Origin of the sequence: Pseudomonas sp. CROZ-RG-20F-R04-15 (assembly GCF_022662375.1) — a bacterium.
In the GTDB taxonomy this organism is placed as follows: domain Bacteria; phylum Pseudomonadota; class Gammaproteobacteria; order Pseudomonadales; family Pseudomonadaceae; genus Aquipseudomonas.
The window spans coordinates 1-378 of sequence record NZ_JAKNQL010000078.1; the positions used below are offsets into that span (position 1 = coordinate 1).

Consider the following 378-nt stretch of genomic DNA (forward strand, 5'->3'; position numbering starts at 1 on the left):
ATTGGCGCTGTAGGCATAATCGCGGCGGTACAGCGCATCGCGCTGATGGCCTACGGCGTGGGCGAGTAATCGTCCCTGATCGTCGTAAGAGTATTCGCTGAGCAGCAGGCCTTGCTGGCGTTGTTGTTCGTGACCTGACTGGTAGACATGGCGGCTCAGCTCCGCGCCATTGAGGTCGATGCCGGTCAGCGCACCGCCCTTGGCGTGGTAGTAGTCGAGCACGCTGTTGTCCGGCAGACGCAAGCGCTTGAGCTGACCGCAGGCGTCGTAGCGGTAGCGCAGGGTGCCCCAGCCCTGATGTTCGGTGATCAGCCGATCCTGGCGGTCGTACTCGAAGGCCAGCGGGTGGTTCTGGCCATCGTCGACGCCGATCAAACG

The 378-nt window shown here is 63.0% G+C and carries 1 pseudogene; it reads right to left on the reverse strand.

Annotated elements, in window-relative coordinates:
- Positions 1-378: pseudogene (locus L8H52_RS30345) on the reverse strand (RHS repeat protein); the annotation flags it as partial.